This is a genomic window from Klebsiella sp. HMSC16C06 (genome assembly GCF_001808325.1).
Taxonomy (GTDB): Bacteria; Pseudomonadota; Gammaproteobacteria; order Enterobacterales; family Enterobacteriaceae; genus Klebsiella; species Klebsiella variicola.
In genome coordinates this window covers 121522-140306 of sequence record NZ_KV792984.1, presented here as the reverse complement: position 1 = coordinate 140306, position 18785 = coordinate 121522, and the positions used below count along the sequence as shown (strand labels likewise).

Annotated in this window: 20 protein-coding genes; 11 read left to right on the top strand and 9 right to left on the bottom strand. The window is 58.0% G+C overall.

Going from position 1 to position 18785, the window contains the following annotated elements; all coding sequences use genetic code 11:
• The first annotated feature begins 231 nt into the window (after positions 1-231).
• The gene (locus HMPREF3142_RS03015; protein WP_022066401.1) at positions 232-1227 is read left to right on the top strand and encodes an SDR family oxidoreductase; all 996 of its coding nucleotides are present in this window, start codon (positions 232-234) and stop codon (positions 1225-1227) included.
• Here the strand turns inward: HMPREF3142_RS03015 and HMPREF3142_RS03010 are convergent.
• The 5 genes from HMPREF3142_RS03010 to HMPREF3142_RS02995 form a co-directional block, all read right to left on the bottom strand.
• Positions 1224-2849 carry an alpha-amylase family protein gene (locus HMPREF3142_RS03010; protein ID WP_064170931.1) on the bottom strand — a complete coding sequence of 542 codons (1626 nt, stop codon included), beginning with the start codon at positions 2847-2849 and terminating at the stop codon, positions 1224-1226. The two genes, HMPREF3142_RS03015 and HMPREF3142_RS03010, sit on opposite strands and share 4 nt — an antisense overlap.
• Before the next feature lie 54 nt (positions 2850-2903).
• A complete protein-coding gene (locus HMPREF3142_RS27310) occupies positions 2904-3086 on the bottom strand; it encodes a hypothetical protein (RefSeq protein WP_012968126.1) in 183 nt (60 codons plus the stop codon).
• Between the two features lie 17 nt (positions 3087-3103).
• The gene (locus HMPREF3142_RS03005; RefSeq protein WP_012968125.1) at positions 3104-3610 is read right to left on the bottom strand and encodes a ferritin-like domain-containing protein; all 507 of its coding nucleotides are present in this window, start codon (positions 3608-3610) and stop codon (positions 3104-3106) included.
• A gap of 23 nt (positions 3611-3633) precedes the next feature.
• Complete coding sequence (locus HMPREF3142_RS03000; protein WP_008804758.1) at positions 3634-3849, bottom strand: hypothetical protein; 216 nt, start codon at positions 3847-3849, stop codon at positions 3634-3636.
• A gap of 203 nt (positions 3850-4052) precedes the next feature.
• Positions 4053-4238 (bottom strand): con-10 family general stress protein, encoded by a 186-nt coding sequence (locus HMPREF3142_RS02995; protein WP_008804757.1) that lies wholly within the window; start codon positions 4236-4238, stop codon positions 4053-4055.
• Positions 4239-4892: 654 nt separating this feature from the next.
• Between HMPREF3142_RS02995 and HMPREF3142_RS02990 the strand changes: the two genes are divergently transcribed.
• Entirely contained in the window at positions 4893-5807 is a 915-nt protein-coding gene (locus HMPREF3142_RS02990) for an SDR family oxidoreductase (RefSeq protein WP_008804756.1), read from the top strand.
• A 166-nt stretch (positions 5808-5973) separates the two neighbouring features.
• Positions 5974-6219: a DUF2543 family protein gene (locus tag HMPREF3142_RS02985; protein ID WP_008804755.1), complete on the top strand. Its 246-nt coding sequence runs from the start codon at positions 5974-5976 to the stop codon at positions 6217-6219.
• Between the two features lie 66 nt (positions 6220-6285).
• Here the strand turns inward: HMPREF3142_RS02985 and HMPREF3142_RS02980 are convergent, their stop codons facing one another.
• The gene (locus tag HMPREF3142_RS02980; RefSeq protein ID WP_012968123.1) at positions 6286-7179 is read right to left on the bottom strand and encodes a LysR family transcriptional regulator; all 894 of its coding nucleotides are present in this window, start codon (positions 7177-7179) and stop codon (positions 6286-6288) included.
• Positions 7180-7293: 114 nt separating this feature from the next.
• On the opposite strand from HMPREF3142_RS02980, the gene HMPREF3142_RS02975 reads away from it, so the two are divergent.
• Both HMPREF3142_RS02975 and sra read left to right on the top strand, forming a co-directional pair.
• Positions 7294-8145: a Vmh family MBL fold metallo-hydrolase gene (locus HMPREF3142_RS02975; protein WP_008804753.1), complete on the top strand. Its 852-nt coding sequence runs from the start codon at positions 7294-7296 to the stop codon at positions 8143-8145.
• 177 nt (positions 8146-8322) lie between these two features.
• Positions 8323-8463 (top strand): stationary-phase-induced ribosome-associated protein, encoded by a 141-nt coding sequence (sra, locus tag HMPREF3142_RS02970; protein ID WP_012541615.1) that lies wholly within the window; start codon positions 8323-8325, stop codon positions 8461-8463.
• Here sra and HMPREF3142_RS29235 read toward each other — a convergent pair.
• A complete protein-coding gene (locus tag HMPREF3142_RS29235; RefSeq protein ID WP_046619973.1) occupies positions 8460-8588 on the bottom strand; it encodes a hypothetical protein in 129 nt (42 codons plus the stop codon). The two genes, sra and HMPREF3142_RS29235, sit on opposite strands and share 4 nt — an antisense overlap.
• A 55-nt stretch (positions 8589-8643) precedes the next feature.
• Between HMPREF3142_RS29235 and HMPREF3142_RS02965 the strand changes: the two genes are divergently transcribed.
• The 4 genes from HMPREF3142_RS02965 to HMPREF3142_RS02950 all read left to right on the top strand — a co-directional run bounded on the left by HMPREF3142_RS02965 (position 8644) and on the right by HMPREF3142_RS02950 (position 13976).
• Positions 8644-10341 (top strand): NAD-dependent malic enzyme, encoded by a 1698-nt coding sequence (locus HMPREF3142_RS02965; protein ID WP_008804752.1) that lies wholly within the window; start codon positions 8644-8646, stop codon positions 10339-10341.
• A gap of 183 nt (positions 10342-10524) precedes the next feature.
• Positions 10525-11220: a hypothetical protein gene (locus tag HMPREF3142_RS02960; protein ID WP_023301015.1), complete on the top strand. Its 696-nt coding sequence runs from the start codon at positions 10525-10527 to the stop codon at positions 11218-11220.
• Positions 11217-11903 (top strand): hypothetical protein, encoded by a 687-nt coding sequence (locus HMPREF3142_RS02955; RefSeq protein WP_023297683.1) that lies wholly within the window; start codon positions 11217-11219, stop codon positions 11901-11903. The genes HMPREF3142_RS02960 and HMPREF3142_RS02955 overlap by 4 nt, the downstream gene beginning before the upstream one ends.
• Before the next feature lie 357 nt (positions 11904-12260).
• The gene (locus tag HMPREF3142_RS02950) at positions 12261-13976 is read left to right on the top strand and encodes an ABC-F family ATP-binding cassette domain-containing protein (RefSeq protein ID WP_064170929.1); all 1716 of its coding nucleotides are present in this window, start codon (positions 12261-12263) and stop codon (positions 13974-13976) included.
• Positions 13977-14012: 36 nt separating this feature from the next.
• Here HMPREF3142_RS02950 and HMPREF3142_RS30170 read toward each other — a convergent pair whose 3' ends face one another.
• Positions 14013-14966: a helix-turn-helix domain-containing GNAT family N-acetyltransferase gene (locus HMPREF3142_RS30170; protein WP_016161126.1), complete on the bottom strand. Its 954-nt coding sequence runs from the start codon at positions 14964-14966 to the stop codon at positions 14013-14015.
• Between the two features lie 167 nt (positions 14967-15133).
• Entirely contained in the window at positions 15134-15733 is a 600-nt protein-coding gene (locus HMPREF3142_RS02940) for an inorganic diphosphatase (protein ID WP_022066397.1), read from the bottom strand.
• 253 nt (positions 15734-15986) lie between these two features.
• Between HMPREF3142_RS02940 and adhP the strand changes: the two genes are divergently transcribed.
• A complete protein-coding gene (gene adhP, locus HMPREF3142_RS02935; RefSeq protein ID WP_002906221.1) occupies positions 15987-16997 on the top strand; it encodes an alcohol dehydrogenase AdhP in 1011 nt (336 codons plus the stop codon).
• Positions 16998-17154: 157 nt separating this feature from the next.
• Complete coding sequence (locus tag HMPREF3142_RS02930; protein WP_070611542.1) at positions 17155-18777, top strand: TIGR04028 family ABC transporter substrate-binding protein; 1623 nt, start codon at positions 17155-17157, stop codon at positions 18775-18777.
• The last annotated feature ends 8 nt before the right edge of the window (positions 18778-18785 follow it).

The window sequence follows — 18785 nt, the reverse complement described above, 5'->3', positions numbered from 1 at the left end:
TAAGCATGTTTAATGTCACCATTTTTCCTCCTCGCGGGTTGACAGGGTTCTAACAGATTATAGAACGTCCTCGCCGATGCAGGCACGATCCAGCCAGCATCATCCGGATATGTCGTCTGATTCACACTGCGTATATTCCAGGATATTTCCCACCTCGTCATTGTCATTTGTGAGGAATAATTAACCGATCTGTGCAGTTAATATTGCGCTAGCCAAAAAAATGAGGTCTCTATGTCTGTGATGGTAATTACCGGGGGAACCGCGGGGGCGGGCAAAGCCACCGCGCTGCGTTTCGCTCGCGCAGGATACCACGTGGCGCTGATTGCCCGAGATGAGACGGGTCTGCAGGAAGCCCAGCAGGCCTGCGAACGGTTTGGCATTAAAACGCTGGCCATTAGCGCCGACGTCGCCGATGCCGGGGCGCTGCAGCGCGCCGCCGCCGAGGTGGAAGCCACACTTGGCGCGATAGACGTTTGGATCAACAACGCCATGACCACCGTGCTGGCCCCCTTTCGTCAGATGAGCGAGGAGGAATTTCGCCGGGTGACGGAGGTGACCTATCTCGGCTATGTCAATGGCACCCGCGCGGCGCTGGAGGTGATGGCGCCCCGGGATCGGGGAGTGATTATTCAGGCCGGCTCGGCGCTGGCCTGGCGGTCGATTCCCCTGCAATCGGCCTACTGTGGAGCCAAGGCGGCGATCCGCGGCTTTACCGATGCCGTGCGTACCGAACTGATGCACGAGAAAAGACACATCCAGTTGACCATGGTCCAGCTGCCGGGGATGAACACCGCCCAGTTTGGCTGGGCGCGGAATAAAATGGATCAGGCCATGCAGCCGGTGCCGCCGGTCTATCAGCCGGAAGTGGCCGCCGAAGCTATCTACAGCGTCATCCAGCGTCCGGTCAACGAGCTGTGGGTCGGGAAAAGCACCATCCAGTCGATCCTCGGTCAGGTCTTCTTTCCTCGCCTGCTCGATCGGCTGATGGTGAAAAAGGCGTGGGAGGGACAGTTTACCGGCCAGCCGAAGCCGGCAGAGCATCAGGACGACCTGTTCACGCCGGTACGCGGCAATCACCCCGGACACGGCCCCTTTAACGATGGCGCACGGCGTAAAGCGGTGACCATTAGCGCCGATCTCCCGGGAAAAGTGGCTGCCGGCGTCGGGGTAGCGGTGGCGACGATGGCTCTGCGGGCGTTGTTCCGTCGTTCCGGGAAACGGCGTTAATCCAGGCTCCGGCTGAACCAGCGGTACCCATACCCGGAAAGCGCCAGCCGCGCATCTTTCCCGCCGTGTAGCCCATCCTGATAGAGCTTATCTTCCAGAATTGGGCTCCAGTAGCCCTCGGCCAGCGGCGGGAGCAGGACCTCTACCGCCTGCTGGCTGCAGTTCGCCAGCATCAGCACTTCCCGCGATTCGCTGCGATAGCACAGGCCCAGTACCGCAGCAGGCTTCACCGCGAGGATGGCGAAAGGAATGGAGCCCGGCTCGGTATATTCCGCCCGCGCCAGCACCATATTGCGCACCCGGTTCAGCAGCGATCGGGGGTGGCGCAGCGCTGCTTCGACATTGATCCGCTGGTAACGCCACCGCCCGCTGGCTATCGGTTTTACCGGCAGATCGTCCCGCGCCGCCCGGGAAAAGCCGCCGTTGGGCGCCGCCGACCACTGCATCGGCGTTCTGACCGCGTAGCGCTCCGGTAAGCTCAGATCGTCTCCCATGCCAATCTCGTCGCCATAGCGCATCACCGGCACGCCGGGCAGCGCCAGCAGGATCGCATGGGCCAGCGCCATGCGCCGGGTATCGCCATCCAGCATCGGCGCCAGTCGCCGGCGTACGCCACGCTGGTAAACGGACATGGATTTATCAGGGGCAAAGGTGCGGATAACCTGGCGTTTATTGCGTTCGCCGATCCCCTCGAGATCCAGTTCATCATGGTTACGCAGCCAGTTGACGAAGCAGCACCCGTCCGGCGGGGTCACCATCGCCTGCAGGGCTTTTACCACCGGGGCGGCGCGCTGCTGCGCCAGACTGAGGTAGAGATATTTGTTAAGCCAGAAATTGAGCACCATCTGCAGCCGATCGCTGTGACCGAAGTAATGGCGGTAATCTTCTACCGCAACGTCCACTTCACCCAGCAGTATCGCCTCGGGATTGAGGCGCTGAACGACCTGCCGGAGATGGTTCAGCAGCGGGTAGCCGCGCGCCTCGTCGCCCTTCCCGGCCTGTTTCACCAGATGTGACGCGGCATCGAGGCGAAAACCTGACACGCCCGCCTGCAGCCAGAAGGTGATGATGTTTTCGATTTCAGCGATCACCGGCGGATGAGCAAGATTCAGATCCGGCTCATGACGATAAAACATGTGGCGATAGTATTGCCCGGCCTGTTCGTCCCAGCGCCAGACGCTCTCCTCGACGCCGGGAAACATGGGGGGATCGTCCTTCTCCGGCGGCCTGTCGGCCCAAAGATAGTATGGCCGCCACGGCGATCGGGGATCGCGTCGCGCCGCCTGAAACCACGGGTGCTGGGCGGAAGTGTGCTGGATCACCAGCTCAACAATCACCCGCAGCCCCAGCTCCCGGGCGCGGGCAATCAGCTCAATCACGTCGGCGATGGTGCCAAAGCGCGGATCGGGCTGCAGATGGTCGCTGATATCATAGCCATCATCCTGCAGAGGGGTGAGATAGAAAGGCGTCAGCCAGAGCACCGTCGCCGCGAGGCTGCGAATGTAATGTAGCTTTTGGCGAATACCGGCGAGATCGCCGTAGCCGTCACCGTTAGCGTCATAAAACAGTGAACTATCAACCTGATAAATGACCGCTCTGTGAAACCACTGTTCCCGTTGCATCACTATCACCTTGCTTATTCACCCTGACGGGTGGCCCGTCACTCGCCAGCAGATTCAGCGCGGTTTACGTCCGCCCCTCGCCGTCGGCCGGGGTTTAGCGACAGGCGATACGGTAGCGTGTTCCGCTGAAGGCGCCCGATTCGCCACCGCGTCCACCAGAGCCTGCTGTCTGGCGGTTAATTTCAGAGGAACCTGTTCCTCGACAGCATGGAGCGCGATCGTGTGGCGTTTAACCATAGTTTTTCTCCGGCGGCTTATTTTCCGGCCTCAACGCCAGGCAGATCGGCACGATGCAGAAATTGCCCGACGATCGTCGGCTGATGATGAAGCAGCCAGTCAGCCATGCCTCGCTCCTCCGCCAGCATCGCCTCCAGGGCGTGGATGGCATGGTGGTCGCCCACCCGTTTCGCCGCCGTCAATAAGGCGGTATAGCAGGCGACCTCGAATTGCGCAAAAACATAGGCCGTGATAATGACTTTAATGACCTCATCGCCGGGCAGCATCATCCCAATGGACTGGCCCAATGCGGCGACCCGGCTCATCGCATCCTGCAGCGCGGAGCGGGAAATATGATTACGGGCAATGATATCCTGCAGAGACGATAATTGCCGGCGGGTTTCATAGAGATGTTGTTCAAGACGCGTGCGCAGTGGCGGATAGTTCTCACTCCTTCTGATTGCGGCGATTAATATCACTTCGGCCTGTTTTTCCATCGCATGTGCATCGCGCAGCCAGTTATGGTAATTTTCAATATCCGTCATAAATACCTCTGATAACCAATCCTTTATTTGGATGTGGGATCTTCATTCTCTTCCGCCGCCTGATCCGCTCGCGCTGCGCTATATCCGGATAAATGCCCAACGATATTCGCATAGATGCTAATGAGAATGACCCACAGGACGCTGTTTTTCCACCAGATTAACGAGGGTATTGCCAGAATGACCCACATCACGGCGGCCACAAGATGGCAACGTTTAATCAATGCCGGTGTCAGTTTCATTTTTATTACCTGCTATGTTATAAATACTTAACCGTTAACCAGCATGTTGCCGATTCATTTACTCTTCGCGTATTGCCGATAAATAAATATGAGTAACCGACCAGATTTATTATTACCAGCCCATATAAACAGAAACCTGCGGACCGGCAGGCCCACAGGTTTTTGTTCCGGCGCCCTTTTTAAAGCGCCTCAGGCTTCAGTCATTAACTGTCACCGGCTTTACGACCACCGCCATGACTGTTCTTACCACCCTTTTTACCGGCTTCGGATGCACGTTCAGGATCATTTTTAAAGTTCCCGCCGCTGTGCTGTCCGCCTTTACGCCCGGCTTCGGATGCTTTTTCACGATCTTCTGCAAAGTTACCTGAACCGCCTCTATGCTCTGCCATAATTTCACCTTTTAGGTTTACTCGATCTCGGTTGGTAAATGGAAAATGACCCTGTTACAAATCATCGCCCTCGATATCTAACACTAGAGGAATGCTCGCAGGAGTCAAATTAACGCCAGGTGTTTATCCATATCAAATAGAAAATAAAAAGAAAATAACGAAGCGGTAATAATAATAAATACTGCGTAACTCACTTATTCGCCTTAGGTTATCACCATTTTCTATCGTGAAACTTTTCCCCTCGACGCTTTTGTAAAAAAATGAAAATGATAGATGTTATTTATTTTTTTCTTCAGCCAGACATCACCGTCATAAAAATACTCACAATGAAGTAGTTCATCAACCATCCATAGGTGCAAAAAACTATTTTTTTCACAATGCACCCCCCTTCGCCTTTAAAAAAGCATACCGTCATTCAGCCCGCCCGGTAAAATAGCCCCGCACCGCAAATTAAGGATGGAATAATCCTAATTTAACACCACCAATAATAACGCAGCGACATACAACGAAATTCGCCAAGGATCAGCCGGTTAAAGTCAAATAAAGCCCCTATTTTGCCTGTTAAACAAGGGAGATGATCCTCTCGCGCTGCCTGGCCTGGGGTGAAGCTGACCTATCCTTAGGTCTGGCCCGTTCTGTCTGAAGGAGATGACTATGCAAGATGAAAAACCGCCAATGAAAAAATTACCCACCTCCATGTTGCCAGAAGAGACGGCTCCCCGTCCGGAGTTCCCGGAGCAAGAACAAACCCCGCCGGGTCTGGATGCGGAGATGGAGCCGTCACCGGACCACGGAGAAACCAGCTACACCGGCACCGGGCGGCTGGCGGGTAAGAAAGCGTTAATTACCGGCGGCGACTCCGGCATTGGCCGCGCGGTGGCGATCGCCTTTGCCCGCGAAGGGGCTGATGTCGCCATAAGCTATCTGCCGGAGGAGCAAGAGGATGCCGATGAAGTCATCGCGCTGATCAAAGCCGAAGGTCGCACGGCAGTGGCCCTGCCGGGGGATATTCGCTCCGAGTCCTTCTGTCAGTCGCTGGTGGCCGACGCGGTGGAACAACTGGGAGGCCTGAGCATCCTGGTCAATAACGCCGGACGTCAGCAATACTGCGAGACGCTCGAGGAGCTCACCACCGAAGACTTTGACGCCACCTTTAAAACCAATGTCTACGCGCCGTTCTGGATCACTCGCGCGGCGCTGCCCCATCTCCAGGCCGGGAGCGCAATCATCAATACCACCTCGGTGCAGGCCTATAAACCCAGCCCAATCCTGCTCGATTATGCCCAGACCAAAGCCTGTCTGGCGATCTTTACCAAATCGCTGGCCAAGCAGGTGGCGAAACGAGGCATTCGCGTCAACGCCGTGGCACCAGGCCCATACTGGACGGTGCTGCAATCCAGCGGCGGCCAGCCGGACGAGAAAGTGAAACAGTTCGGGAAAGACACACCGATGGGCCGCCCGGGGCAGCCGGTCGAGATCGCCCCGCTGTACGTCACCCTGGCATCAGACGCCTGCTCCTATACCTCCGGTCAGGTGTGGTGTTCTGACGGCGGGGACGGCGTGGTCTAAATCCGTAGCCTCCGGACCGATACACGGGCCGGCGTTATGCCGGTCCCTCCCCAACACGATCGCCGCGCAGCCCCTGTGTGGCGATTTTTCCTCTCCCGCAGCGTGTTTAGCCGGCTGCATGCTATGATATCCGCCCGCCGCTGTGCGCTGACCCTGAGGACAACTGATGAGTAATGAGATCCCCCTGAAATTTTATGACATCGTGGACGAGTACGAGACCGAAGCGGCCTCCCCGGTTAAAGAGACGGAACGCGATGCGCTGGCGCGCTATTTTCAACTGCTGATTGAGCGGCTGATGAATAACGAAGAGATCGATGAAGAGGCGCAGCAGGAGATGGCCCGCGAAGCGGCCATTGATGAACGCCGAATTGACGATATCGCCAACTTCCTTAATCAATGGGGCAACGAGTAAGTCTCATCGTCAGCTCACCGGCAGGGCCACCGCCCGCCGGTGTTGCCGCTGAACGCAACGCCATGTTCATGCCCCGGCGGCAATCTCCCCCAGACGTCGCTGCAGCGCATCCAGAAACAGCGGTAGCCCATCGGGCTGATAGTCGCGGGAAAGATAGATGCCATAGACGCTCAGCGCCTTCGGCGTCCAGTCAGGGAGCACCACCTCCAGCGCCCCGCTGGCCAACGCGCTCCGCGCCTCCAGTTCGGGGAGCATCGCAATGCCGCACCCGGCGACCGCCGCCTCCAGCAGCAGAGAAGAGATCCCCGCGCTCAGATTGCCGCTCACCGCCACCGACGCCTCCTGCCCCTGCGCATCGCTGAACTGCCAGCGCTGGCCGGCAAAGTGGCTGTATAACAGACAGTTATGCTGTTGCAGATCGTCAAGCGTCGCCAGCGGGCCATGCTGCTGGAGCCAGCGCGGTGCGGCACAGAGGAGCGAACGACACAGCCCGAGGCGGCGAGCGATCGCCCCGGGCTCGGGGTTGTCGGTAATGCGAATGGCCACGTCGATGCGCTCGCCGATCAGGCTGACCGGATGGTTATTGATATCCAGCTCCAGGCGCAACTGCGGATAGCGAGCGAGGAAGTCCGGCAGCAGCGGAGAGATCAGCTGCATTGCCGTGAAGTGCGCGCAGGCGACGCGCAGCGTGCCGCTGGGGTCGGCCCGCTGGCGCTCGCCGGCGATTTCATCGGCGATCCGCGTCAACCCGCGGGTCTTAAGCAACACTTTTTCCCCCGCCGGCGTCAGGGTCAGCCGGCGGGTGGAACGATGGATCAGCCGGGCGCCAGCCCAGTTCTCCATCTGCTCCAGATAGCGACTGACCATCGGACGCGACATCCCCAGCGCCCGCGCCGCGGCGCTGAGACTTCCCAGCTCGCAGATGCGCAGGTATACCTGAGCAGCAATCACCCTGTCCATCATGCCCCCTTCATCTGCACGATTTATGAAACTCAGCATCTCTTATTTCAGGAATTCTATCAAATAGCGAAATCCGTACAATGGAACGCATTCACCTGTTACTGAGAACACATCATGAAATTATCTGCTCTTGCTGTTGCCACCGCCCTGTTCAGCGGTTCGATCTTCGCGGCGCCTCTGACGCTGCAAACCTACAATCCGCAGGAAAAGGGCATCTTTGCCGTTAACTCCACTCTTGTTTCCGGCCCGCACGAAGCAGTGCTGTTTGACGCGCAGTTCAGCGTCAAAGACGGCGAAAAGCTGGTAGACATGATCAAGAAAAACGGCAAGCCGCTCACGCGGATTGTGATCACCTCTGGCGATCCGGATTTCTATTTTGGTCTTGAACCGCTGATGAAAGCCTTCCCGCAGGCGGAAGTGGTCGCCACGCCGGAGGTCGTCAAACATATTGAAGCCACCAAAGCGGCCAAACTGGCGTACTGGGGCCCGCAAATGAAAGATGGCGCGCCGACACAGGTGTACGTTCCGCAGGCGCTGAAGGCCAACAGCTTTACCATCGACGGTGAGAAAGTAACGATCATGCAGCCGCATGACTACGCGGCGTTCGTCTGGATCCGGGCGAACAAAACGATCCTCGGCGGCACAGGCGTGGCGTGGGGCATGCATCTCTGGACCGCCGACACCCAGACATCGGCCAGTCGCCAGCAATGGCGCCACACGCTGGACCAGATGATCGCCCTGCACCCGCAGCGGGTGATCCCTGGTCATTACCTCGGCACCCCGCCGGAGGGAGACAGCGCGGTGCGCTTCACAAAAACGTATCTCCAGCAGTTTGAGCAGGCGCTGAAGACGCATCAGGATTCGGCCGGGGTGATCAAGGCCATGGAGACGCAGTGGCCGGGCCTGGCGGAGACCAGCTCGCTGGAGTTAAGCGCCAAAGTTAATACCGGCGAGATGAAGTGGTGATCCCGGCTGTGCGTGAGGGAGACTGTTCTTAATCTGGCGCGCGAAGGTTGCTATTGCCCTGAAAATGGACCACCCTAGCTGAGGTCGCACAAAAAACGTGCGGCCGACTTTGGGTTACATTTCATCCGGTCACCACCGGGTTTGCCCTTGAAACCAGAACAGGATAAAGGAGTCAGAATGAAATCGAACCATCAGGCACGTCATCTTCTCGGTCTGAACTATAAGCTTTCCCAGCAGAAAAAAGTGGTGCTGGAAGGCGATGAAGAAACCACCCTCAACCACATCCATGCTACCGGCCGCAAACGCCGCGGTGGTTAATTTTCAGTCTGAGTGATGATAAACAACACCGTCCTGTTGCCAGGATGGTGTTTTTTTATGGCAATTGATTGCTTGTTTACCCGCTTGACGACCATCTGCTCTATACTCTGCCCGCTGCTTTCCACCCGCCCTCGCTTATCGCCGCGCCGGGACTGTGGTCATGATCAAGGAGTTAGTGCGATGCAATTTACTCATAAGAAAAACCGTTCCCTGTACATCCCTTACGCGGGTCCCGTTCTGCTTGAATTCCCCCTCCTCAACAAGGGCAGCGCCTTCAGTCTGGAAGAGCGCAGCAATTTCAACCTTCTTGGCCTGCTGCCGGAAGTGGTTGAAACCATCGAAGAGCAAGCGGAACGCGCCTGGATCCAGTATCAGGGATTCAAAACTGAAATCGACAAACACATCTACCTGCGTAACATCCAGGACACCAACGAAACCCTGTTTTATCGCCTGATCGGCAACCATCTCGAAGAGATGATGCCGGTTATCTATACCCCGACGGTGGGCGCCGCCTGCGAACGTTTCTCCGAGATTTACCGTCGCGCCCGCGGCGTCTTCATCTCTTACCAGAATCGCCATAACCTTGACGACATCCTGCAGAACGTCCCGAACCATAACGTGAAAGTGATTGTGGTCACCGATGGCGAGCGTATTCTCGGCCTCGGCGACCAGGGGATCGGCGGGATGGGGATCCCGATCGGCAAGCTGTCGCTGTACACCACCTGCGGCGGCATCAGCCCGGCTTATACCCTGCCCATCGTGCTGGACGTCGGAACAAACAACCAGCAGCTGCTGGACGATCCGCTGTATATGGGCTGGCGCCATCCGCGCATTACCGACGACGAGTATTATCAGTTCGTTGACGACGTGATCCAGGCGATTAAGGCCCGCTGGCCGGACGTCCTGCTGCAGTTTGAAGACTTTGCGCAGAAGAACGCCATGCCGCTGCTCAACCGCTATCGCAATGAAATCTGTTCATTTAATGACGATATTCAGGGCACCGCGGCGGTCACCGTCGGGACGCTGATCGCCGCCAGCCGCGGCGCCGGTAGCCAGCTCAGCGAGCAGAAAATCGTCTTCCTCGGCGCGGGTTCCGCCGGCTGCGGCATCGCCGAGCAGATTATCGCCCAGATCGTCCGCGAAGGCGTTAGCGAAGAAGAGGCCCGCCAGCGCGTGTTCATGGTTGACCGCTTCGGCCTGTTAACCGACGGCATGCCTAATCTGCTGCCGTTCCAGAACAAGCTGGTGCAGAAGCGTGAGCATCTGCAGGGCTGGGATACCACTAACGATGTGCTGTCCCTGCTGGACGTAGTGCGTAACGTGAAGCCGAACATTCTGATTGGCGTCTCGGGTCAGCCGGGGCTGTTCACGGAAGAGATTATCCGCGAGATGCACAAGCACTGCCCGCGGCCAATCGTGATGCCGCTCTCTAACCCGACCTCACGGGTGGAAGCGACGCCGCAGAATATCCTGAGCTGGACCGACGGCGAGGCGCTGGTCGCTACCGGCAGCCCGTTTGCCCCGGTCACCCTGAAAGGCAAGCAGTACGCTATCGCGCAATGCAATAACTCCTATATCTTCCCGGGGATTGGTCTGGGGGTGATTGCTTCCGGCGCGTCGCGGGTCACCGACGAGATGCTGATGGCCGCCAGTGAAACCCTGGCGAAACACTCGCCGCTGGTGAACAACGGCGAAGGTCCGGTGCTGCCGGAGCTGAAGGATATCCAGACCGTCTCACGGGCAATTGCCTTCGCGGTCGGCAAGGTGGCGCAGGAGCAAGGCGTGGCGGTGAAAACCTCCGCTGAAGCGCTGCTGCAGGCCATTAGCGATAATTTCTGGCTGCCGGAATATCGCAATTATCGCCGCACCTCGATTTAATCACGCTCACCGGGCCGATATATCGGCCCGGTTTTTAATAACGCCAGAATAATATCTCCCACCACAGAAACGCCTTTTTCGCCCATATTCATTCATCGTAAAAATATAAAACGGATAGCATTTGCCGTATGTCCTCTACTGTGCAAAATAGTCTCCTCTCAACTCTTCACAACGGAATGTGAAATGCAAAAATTAACCCCTGGCGCTAATAAAGCGAATGCGATTCTGATCCGTATTGTCTTGTTTCTTATCGGCGGTATCGCCATCATCACCGGAATGTGCCTCTTCAGCGGTGATATGTGGATGCTCACCCCGCGGGCTGAACAGTATCAGCCCGCCACCGGCGATCTGGTGGATGTCGTCATCTATGAACCGAGTAAATTTTTCTTCGCCCTGCTCTACGTGTTTATTATTACCCTGGTCTGGCTGCTGGCGGTACGTAAAATCCCCTGGCGGCCGATACAGCATCCTATATTACCGCTGATGGTACTGATTGCCGCCGGGATATTTATTTTCCTCCATCCGGAGGTTACCCCCGGACGAGATGCCAGTATTCAGTACGGTAAACACAATACCTATTATGCGTCCATATTCTGGATGAAAACCCGGTCAGGTAGTCATTCCGCTAAGCAATCAAAATATGAAACCTTTGTTGAAGCAAAAGATCCCCGCTGGCTTATCGACAGAAACAATCTTGGCCGAGCCTGGCGCTGTGAAGTGGAGCGGCATAGCCAGTTTTACACCCTGTCATTCAATGAAGGCTGGTTTCCGAACATCAATCCGCAGGTCCTTGCCAACCAGTGTAGCCAGATTGCCGATCTGGATACGGTCTCTGAAGACGAGCTGCTGGTCACTAAAACCATCAGGAGCCGAAAATGAGCCAGCAAAAAATGGTTCTGCAACCGATATTACGCCTCTGGCTGGGGCTGTTTAGCGGACTGTTGTTGGTGAGCGCCATCAGCGCCTTTCACGGTGAGTACTGGTATTTCGGCGATAAGCAGGCGTTTTACGCGGCGAAAGCCGGCGAGGTTTCGGTGCATGAACTCTATACGCCGGCAAAAATCCTCTTTGCTTTTATCGTCAGCACGATCCCGCCGCTGCTGTGGCTGCTGCTGGTTAACCGTCGGGCGCCGCGGCTGCTGACCCACATTCTCCCACCGGTGTTACTCCTGCTGGCAGGACTGGTGTTTTTCTTCCTGAGACCCGACGTGATTCCCGGCGGGGAGACCCCTGTCTATCGCTACGGCGAGCGGGAGCGCTACTACCAGACGGTACGCTGGCAGAAACCGGAGCCGGGCGCGTGGCGGGGTACCCGCTCTGAGTACAAAGTGTATATCGAATATCGCGATCCCAAGGGACATCGCGAAGCCGACAATATTAAAAACGCCTATACCTGTGAAACCCACCGTGAGTCTCGCTTTTTTACCTTAACAACCGAAGAGGATTGGTATCCGGATGCGTATCCGAATATTCTTGAGGCTCCCTGCCAGGCGATAAAGGATCCCCAGGCGATGACGGAATATACCCGCGACCACGCCCGCTGGTTTCCCATCATGTTCTAGCAAACACATAAGCCCTCTGCGCCAACCCGGCATCGTAGACAAAGACGGCGCAGGTGAAAGCTGGCGGGGCCCCCTGCCAGTTTTGTCACTGGCGTCGCTAGCCTTTCCCCACTACACTGCCAGCACCCACCCACTGACTGAATAAAAAAGGAGGCCCCCCATGCTGTATTGTGAAATGTTTATTGTTTCACATGCATTAGGCAATTGCGCCAGCTCAAGCGTTATCGGTATCGTGCTGCGATAACTATGGCTTGAGCGAAGACACTTCACGCAATCCCTTCTCTCCGGCTTACCGGGTTATCGTCAGCGAGTTTTGACGAGGCATTTGTATGCCTGTAACTCTCGAGTAAGTTGACTATGAGTACATTACTAACTGCCCATGCGCTCCACGTGGAGACTGCCTTTGGGCCGCTGTTTAACACCCTCTCCTTCACCCTGAAGAAAGGCGACCGTATCGGTCTCATCGGCCATAACGGTTGCGGCAAAAGCACCCTGTTGCAGGTGCTGGACGGCACCCTCGCGCCCACCTCGGGCAGCGTCTCACTCGCCGGTCAGTGTCTGATGGCCCGCGTTGAACAGCATCTGCCGGAGGCGCTGCGTTCGCAGTCGCTGTTGCAGGCAGTACTGGCCCCGTTACCCGCTGATGTACGGGAAGCGCAGCGCTGGCTGGCCGAACGTCTGCTGGCGCAGATGGGCTTTACCCCGGCGGTGATGGAGCAGCAAACCACTACCCTGAGCGGCGGCCAGCACACGCGCCTGCTGCTGGCCCGGGCGCTGATCCGCCAGCCTGACCTGCTGCTGTTGGATGAGCCTGGCAACCACCTCGATCTGCCGACCCTGCTGTGGCTGGAAAGCTTCCTGCAAACCTGGCAGGGGAGCTTCGTACTGGTGTCACACGACAACACCTTACTGGATGCTGTAACTAATGCGAGTTGGATCCTCCGCGACCAGACGCTGCACAGCTTCGCCTTGCCCTGCAGCGCTGCCCGTCAGGCACTGCAGGAGCAGGATGAAAGCGCCGCGCTGCGCCATAAGGCCGAGCAAAAGGAGATCGACCGGGTCAGCGCCAGCGCCCGGCGGTTGGCCACCTGGGGTCGCGTCTATGACAACGAAGACCTCGCCCGCAAAGCCAAACAGATGGAGAAGCAGGTCGCCCGCCTGAAAGACGAGCAAACCGAGCTCAGCGTCGGCCCGCCGTGGCGTCTGTCATTGCAGGGGGACGCCCTGCCGGCCGACCGCCTGCTGGAGATGGACACCCTGCCCGTCGCGCCCGCTTCGGGCCTGCCATCCCTCTTCACCACCGGCGTGGCGCGCCTGCGCAGTGGCGATCGCGTGGCCATCATGGGGCGCAACGGCGGCGGTAAATCGTCCCTGCTGCGCCTGCTGTGGCAGCAGATGAACGACGCATCGCCACTCCCGGGGCTGCGCCTGCATCCCCGGCTGCACTCCGGCTACTATGACCAGACGCTGGAGCAGTTACCGGACGATGCCAGCCTGCTCGACGCGCTGACGCCGTTCGCCCCGTCGGCCGACACACGTAAACGGGCGCTGATCGCCGCCGGGTTTGGCTGGACGAGACATAGCCAGAAGGTCAGCACCCTCAGCGGCGGCGAGCGGTCGCGGCTACTGTTCGTTGGCCTCTCGCTGGCGCGCTACAGTCTGCTGCTGCTGGATGAACCCACCAACCATCTTGATATGGAGGGTAAAGCGGCGCTGGCGCAGACGCTGCGCGATTACCCCGGCGGCGTGCTGCTGGTCAGTCATGACCGCCAGCTGATTAGCGAAAGCTGTAACCGCTTCTGGCTGATCGACAACGCCGGGTTAACGGAATGGCACAGCCTGGAGGAGGTCTATGCCCGTCTGCAGGCCGTGGCGCCCGCCCCGGACAGTCGACTCGCTTTGCAAAGTACGCCCGCCGGGGCTGACGATGATGAGGAGGCGCTGCTGGCGCGGCTGATTGACCTGGAGCAATGGCTGGCTGACGATATGGCCCGCAAGCCAAAACATCAAAAGCCGTCACTTCAGGCGCAGTGGCGAGAGGAGATTAACCGCCTGCTTAACCAGCTGGCGTAATCTCCATGTCCCCCCACCGGCTAAGGCGCAACACCCTTAGCCGGTGTTTCCGGACCGGGTAAATTGCTGCTCGGTCATTACCTTTCCCCACTGTTCCCCCTGCCATTCGCGGGTTAACGTGAAGCCAAAGGATTCATACAGTTTGCGGGCCGCGTCCAGCCCTTTAAAGGTCCACAGCTGCACCGCGCTAAACTGGCGACTATCGCAGAAAGTCATCGCCTCGCTGAGCAGCCGCCTGCCGATGCCGCTTCCCCGGCAGCTGTCGTCGAGAATAAACCAGCGCAAATGCGCCTCCTGCTGGCCGAGGTCCTCGCCATCGATAGCCAGCGAACCGACGATTTTCCCTTCGCGGATCGCCAGCCAGATCTGGTTGGCCGGGGAGGAAAGCCGGGTGGCAAATTCCGCTACGCCGCTGGCGACCTTGCCTTCAAAAAAAGCGCCAAAGTCATGATGACGGGCGTAATACTCCCCGTGCATCTGGGCAATCCGGCCGATCATCCCCGGCTGATAGCCGGTCATCAGCGAAATTTGCGGAGCCGTATCCGCGAGCGCGCTATCCCGACACTGCGCCAGCGCCCGGGCATAGGCCGCCAGTCCAGTGGCGACAGTGTGCTGCTGCGTCTCATCCAGATGGTCTAACGCCTCCACCACCTGGCGGGTACCCCAGGCGTTAATTTTCGCCACCGTATCGTGCCCCTTTGCCGTCAGGGCGAGTGATTTCGCGCGCGCATCCTCCGCGCAAGGACGCTCCTCCAGCTCACCGGCCGCCAGCAGACGAGAGACCATCCGGCTGACGCTTGATTTTTCCAGTCCCAGCAACGTGACCAGCTGCGCGGCCGTCATCTCCCCCCTCATCGATACCTCAAGCAGGGTGTGCACCGCCGAAGGTGAATAATGGGTGGCGGCCAGCGTGGTGCTCATAAAGCCCAGCTCGCGTACCATTAACCGCGAGGCGGTACGAATCTGTTGGATTAAGGGGGTGTCAGGCATGGCAGCGGGTCCGAAACATGAAATGGTTGTACAATACAACCATCATCTTCATCCTGCGTCAAGATGCAATATGGTGAGATAAGCGTTGCCGTGTGACCTGTGATTTCGCCGCCACAGGGGGCGTGAGAGCGAATACCGCGGGCGCCGGACAGCGCCCGCGATGAATATTATTGCGGGTTCTGCGCTTTCCAGGCCTCCCAGGCCGATTTGATCTCCTGCTTCGCAGCGGCGGCATCGTTAAAACCGGCCAGCTCAACCTTTTTACGCCCCTCCGGCAGTTCTTTATAGACCCGGAAGAAGGCCTCCAGCCGCTGCTGCTCGATTTTCGGCAGATCGGTGATGGTCTTGATGTCGTCATAGGTTGGGTCAATTTTACTGGCCGGCACGGCGATGATTTTGTCGTCTTTCTCACCGCCGTCTATCATCTTAAGGACACCGATCGGCCGCAGCTTAATCAGTGTACCCGGCGTCATCGGCGCGCGAGTGTAAAACACCACGTCCAGCGGGTCCCCATCTCCGGCCAGCGACTGGGTCAGCGAGCCGTAGTTCGCCGGGTAAGCCACCGGCATCGACTGAAAGCGGTCGGCGATGATAAACCCCGTTTTGGCGTCGGTTTCATACTTAATGATGCCCCCTGCCGGGATCTCGGTGACGGCGTAAAATTCTTCCGGGTTGTTTTCCGGCTGGGGGAATTCCAGTACGTTCTGCGCCTGCGCGGCGGCGGACAGAAACAGACCGGCAGTGAGGATGGTTTTTACCAGATGCATTGTTGTATCACTCTGTTGTTATAAGAAATTGATGCGCAAAACGATAGAGTTGGGTGATGAAGAAAACATGACCATTCAGTGATGCTATTATTACCTACCAAAATTAGAGGTATTGCCTGAATTTTGTGCTACCGCTGTAGCAAAAAACCACATCCTGTACTAAAGCGCCTTGTATTTTTCTCCATCGCGTCTAATCCTTATTGGGTACTATTGCATTAATAAAATTAAACAATCCCCTCACAAGGAGACAGGCATGAAGGCTGCTGTTGTTACCCACGACCATCAGGTTAACGTCACGGAAAAAACGCTGCGCCCGCTGGAATACGGTGAAGCGTTGTTGAAAATGGAATGCTGCGGCGTGTGTCATACGGACCTGCACGTGAAAAACGGCGATTTTGGCGATAAAACCGGCGTCATTCTCGGCCATGAAGGGATCGGGGTGGTGCAAAAAGTCGGACCGGGCGTCACCTCCCTGAAGCCAGGCGATCGCGCCAGCGTAGCGTGGTTCTTCGAAGGCTGCGGCCACTGCGATTACTGTAACAGCGGCAATGAGACGCTGTGCCGCTCGGTGAAAAACGCCGGCTATACCGTCGACGGCGGCATGGCGGAAGAGTGCATCGTCACCGCCAACTACGCGGTAAAAGTCCCGGACGGCCTCGACTCCGCCGCCGCCAGCAGTATCACCTGCGCGGGCGTCACTACCTACAAAGCGGTCAAGGTCTCTCACATCAAACCGGGTCAGTGGATCGCTATCTACGGTCTCGGCGGGCTGGGCAACCTGGCGCTGCAGTATGCGAAAAATGTCTTTAACGCCAAAGTGATCGCTATCGACGTCAACGACGGGCAGCTGGAGCTGGCGGCCTCGATGGGCGCCGATCTGACCATCAACTCCCGTAATGAAGATGCGGCGAAAGTGATTCAGGAAAAAACCGGCGGCGCGCATGCTGCCGTGGTGACCGCGGTAGCTAAAGCGGCCTTTAACTCGGCGGTGGATGCCGTTCGTGCCGGTGGCCGCGTGGTCGCGGTGGGCCTGCCGCCGGAGGCGATGAGCCTCGATATTCCACGTCTGGTGCTCGACGGCATCGAGGTGGTCGGTTCGCTGGTCGGTACTCGTCAGGATCTGGTGGAAGCCTTCCAGTTTGCCGCCGAAGGCAAAGTGGTGCCAAAAGTCACCCTGCGCCCGCTGGAAGATATCAACGCCATCTTTAAAGAGATGGAGCAGGGTCAGATCCGCGGCCGTATGGTTATCGATCTGCGCAGCTAATCACCAACGCCTCTCCCGCCCGGGAGAGGCGCTTGCCCCACGCTTCCCACTCGCGAAGTAAATCCAATTTCCGCAAATGCTTAGCGCAATTCCTTGGTTCCTTTGTTTTTAGCCGCGCCCGATGATGGCAACACAATAGATAACAAAGGAATTCACCATGCATCGTCATTTTCGCCTGCCCGCGCTGGCCGCCCTGTTTCTCTCCGGCGCCTTTTCCGTCTGGGCCGCCGACACGCCGGTTAAAGGCGGCACCTTAATTTATCTGGAGCAGCAACCGCACACCAATCTCTATCCGCCCGCCGGCGGCTTTTATCCGAATGGCGGTATTCTCAATCAGATAACCGACAAGCTCACCTGGCAGAACCCGAAAACGCTGGAGATTGAGCCGTGGATTGCCGAGAGCTGGACCAGCAATGCCGATAAAACCGAGTACACTTTCCACCTGCGCAAAGGGGTCACCTTCTCGGACGGCACGCCGCTTGACGCCGCCGCCGTGGCTAAAAACTTCGACACCTATGGTCTGGGAGATAAAGCCCATCGCCTGCCCGTCTCAGAGGTCATCAATAACTACCAGCGCAGCGAAGTGATCGACCCGCTGACGGTGAAATTTTACTTTAGCAAACCGTCGCCGGGCTTCCTGCAGGGAACCGCCACCATCGGCTCCGGTCTGGTATCACTCAGCACCCTGCAGCGCAATTTTGAAGAGCTGGGCGATGCCCGGCATATTATCGGCTCCGGGCCCTTTGTGGTGCAGGATGAAAAGCCAGGCCGCGAGCTGACGCTGGTGGCGCGCAAGGATTATCAGTGGGGGCCGAAAAACAGTGCCCAGCAGGGGCCCGCTAACCTCGATGGCATCACCTATATTGTGACCCCGGAAGACAGTGTGCGCATCGGCGCGCTGCTGGCGGGTCAGGCGGGCTTTATTCGCCAGGTGCAGGCCTACGATGAAAAGCAGGCGACCGATCAGGGATTTAAGGTCTACGCCGCCCCTACCCGCGGGGTCAACGACAGCCTGAGCTTCCGCCCGGATAACCCACTGGTCGCCGACCTGCGGGTGCGCCAGGCCCTGCTCCATGCCACCAACGCCAAACAGGTGGTGGAGACGCTATTCTCCGCTAACTACCCGCAAGCGACCTCCGTACTGGCCAGCTCCGCCGCCGGCTATGTCAATCTGAGCGATAAACTGACTTTCGACCAGGCCAAAGCCCGACAGTTGCTGGACGACGCCGGCTGGAAGCCCGACGCCGACGGTATTCGCAGTAAAGACGGCCAGCGGCTGGCGCTGGCGGTCTATGAGTCGCTCCCGCAGCCGCAGAATAAGGAAGTGCTGCAGCTGATCGCCCAGCAGTGGCGCCAGGTAGGTGTGGCGTTGACCGTCAAAGCCGGGGATGCCGGTAGCCGTACGCTGGACAATCTTGACCCGCAGAAAACCCCGCTCACCATCTCAGAAGTGGGCCGCGCCGACCCGGATGTGGTGAAAAGTATGTTCTTCCCCAACAACCGCGATGCGCTGCTGCAGAAAGGCGGCTCCAGCGATAAAGTGCAGCATTTCCGCGATGATAAGCTGAATGACCTGCTGACCGGCATCTCCGCGGCGGTAGAGCCGCAGCAGCGCTTGCAGTTAACCGGTGACGCCCAGCGCTATCTGATCGATAACGCCTATGTGATCCCCATTTTCGAAGAGCCGCAGGTGTTCGCCGGCGCGCCGTGGGTCAAAGGCGTCAGCTTCGAGGCCGTCGGTCGTCCGTCGTTCTACGGCGCGTGGCTGGACAAGCACTAAGAGGCCGG

Bases quoted from the DNA above. Each gene is read 5' to 3' on its own strand.
- adhP (WP_002906221.1), top strand. From the start codon at position 15,987: ATGAAGGCTGCTGTTGTTACCCACGACCATCAGGTTAACGTCACGGAA.
- HMPREF3142_RS03010 (WP_064170931.1), bottom strand. From the start codon at position 2,849: ATGCAACGGGAACAGTGGTTTCACAGAGCGGTCATTTATCAGGTTGAT.
- HMPREF3142_RS02990 (WP_008804756.1), top strand. From the start codon at position 4,893: ATGCAAGATGAAAAACCGCCAATGAAAAAATTACCCACCTCCATGTTG.
- HMPREF3142_RS02955 (WP_023297683.1), top strand. From the start codon at position 11,217: ATGAGCCAGCAAAAAATGGTTCTGCAACCGATATTACGCCTCTGGCTG.
- HMPREF3142_RS03015 (WP_022066401.1), top strand. From the start codon at position 232: ATGTCTGTGATGGTAATTACCGGGGGAACCGCGGGGGCGGGCAAAGCC.
- HMPREF3142_RS02960 (WP_023301015.1), top strand. From the start codon at position 10,525: ATGCAAAAATTAACCCCTGGCGCTAATAAAGCGAATGCGATTCTGATC.
- HMPREF3142_RS03000 (WP_008804758.1), bottom strand. From the start codon at position 3,849: ATGAAACTGACACCGGCATTGATTAAACGTTGCCATCTTGTGGCCGCC.
- HMPREF3142_RS30170 (WP_016161126.1), bottom strand. From the start codon at position 14,966: ATGCCTGACACCCCCTTAATCCAACAGATTCGTACCGCCTCGCGGTTA.
- HMPREF3142_RS27310 (WP_012968126.1), bottom strand. From the start codon at position 3,086: ATGGTTAAACGCCACACGATCGCGCTCCATGCTGTCGAGGAACAGGTT.
- sra (WP_012541615.1), top strand. From the start codon at position 8,323: ATGAAATCGAACCATCAGGCACGTCATCTTCTCGGTCTGAACTATAAG.
- HMPREF3142_RS03005 (WP_012968125.1), bottom strand. From the start codon at position 3,610: ATGACGGATATTGAAAATTACCATAACTGGCTGCGCGATGCACATGCG.
- HMPREF3142_RS02975 (WP_008804753.1), top strand. From the start codon at position 7,294: ATGAAATTATCTGCTCTTGCTGTTGCCACCGCCCTGTTCAGCGGTTCG.
- HMPREF3142_RS02995 (WP_008804757.1), bottom strand. From the start codon at position 4,238: ATGGCAGAGCATAGAGGCGGTTCAGGTAACTTTGCAGAAGATCGTGAA.
- HMPREF3142_RS02980 (WP_012968123.1), bottom strand. From the start codon at position 7,179: ATGGACAGGGTGATTGCTGCTCAGGTATACCTGCGCATCTGCGAGCTG.
- HMPREF3142_RS02930 (WP_070611542.1), top strand. From the start codon at position 17,155: ATGCATCGTCATTTTCGCCTGCCCGCGCTGGCCGCCCTGTTTCTCTCC.
- HMPREF3142_RS02985 (WP_008804755.1), top strand. From the start codon at position 5,974: ATGAGTAATGAGATCCCCCTGAAATTTTATGACATCGTGGACGAGTAC.
- HMPREF3142_RS02965 (WP_008804752.1), top strand. From the start codon at position 8,644: ATGCAATTTACTCATAAGAAAAACCGTTCCCTGTACATCCCTTACGCG.
- HMPREF3142_RS02950 (WP_064170929.1), top strand. From the start codon at position 12,261: ATGAGTACATTACTAACTGCCCATGCGCTCCACGTGGAGACTGCCTTT.
- HMPREF3142_RS02940 (WP_022066397.1), bottom strand. From the start codon at position 15,733: ATGCATCTGGTAAAAACCATCCTCACTGCCGGTCTGTTTCTGTCCGCC.